1 protein-coding gene and 1 pseudogene are annotated in these 946 nt (G+C 53.8%); both read right to left on the bottom strand.

Annotation, left to right across the window (positions count from 1 at the left end):
* Window positions 1-121: pseudogene (locus tag AB3X99_RS40900) on the bottom strand (IS630 family transposase); the annotation flags it as partial.
* Complete coding sequence (locus AB3X99_RS40895; protein ID WP_368662066.1) at window positions 79-546, bottom strand: helix-turn-helix domain-containing protein; 468 nt, start codon at window positions 544-546, stop codon at window positions 79-81. The pseudogene AB3X99_RS40900 and the gene AB3X99_RS40895, both read right to left, overlap by 43 nt.
* Window positions 547-946 lie beyond the last annotated feature (400 nt).

Below are 946 nucleotides of genomic sequence, written 5' to 3'. Positions count from 1 at the left end.
CCCTGACCTTCGGATGCTTGTGCGTCGCATAGTTGTCGACGATCAAATGCACATCGAGATCGGCGGGCACCGCCTGATCTACATGCCTGAGAAACGCCAGGAATTCCTGATGTCGGTGGCGCGGCTTGCCGCATCGACGATTGCCGGATGTAAAGGTAAGCACTCCGTTCGAGGTGGTGCCCGAATCGGTTCTCCGGGCGTGAACTGCGATTTGAGAAAGGCCAATACGTCGCCCTGGATCTTGTGTGGACCACGTGGTCCACGCTTCCTCGGGACCAAACCTGCGATCCCTCCTTCCTCAAAGTCTGCCCGCGCCTGATAGAAGGTCGGTCGCGAGACACCATATTCGTCGGAGATCTGCGTCACCGATGCCTTCTCTACCGAGACCCGGCGCAACATCTCGTACTTGACCTGCACGGCGTCGTGAGGATCGAAGAATCCGCCTTCCTGGAACTTGGGATCAAGAACGCTCTCTGGTGTCTGATTCAGCGTACCGTCTTCCGCGAGAACATCGGTCTTCGAGCGCTTGCGTTCGTTCGGTGGCACGGTCACTCCGAAAGTTTGCACGTTTCTGTAATTAAATTATGCCGCACAATGGAAGTTGTCAAGCTCTATGACTCCGCACAACTACGGCACAGAATTCGGACGATCTAAGCACCATAAAACAACAAAAAGCAGGAAATGCGGCGTTAATTACCTTACATAAGCGACATAATTACTCTTACATAGACGAGGCGTCCTCTGCATGCCTGTGCGAAGAGAAGCGTCTCACGAGGAGCGCAAGCTCAATCAAATCCGCAACCGTGAACAGCGCGCGAGTGACCTTGCCCTCGAAAGACGTATCCGTTACTGAGAGTGTGTAAAACTTCAGTAAAGGAGAATTTAGCAATGGGTAACCCGAGGGCGCGGTACACGCTGGAATTCAAGATTGAAGCGGTGCGCATGG

Origin of the sequence: Paraburkholderia sp. BR10882, from assembly GCF_040948855.1 — a bacterium.
GTDB classification, from domain to species: Bacteria; Pseudomonadota; Gammaproteobacteria; order Burkholderiales; family Burkholderiaceae; genus Paraburkholderia; species Paraburkholderia nodosa_A.
Note: the sequence above shows the minus strand (reverse complement) of the source record. Positions and strands in the feature narration are given on the sequence as shown.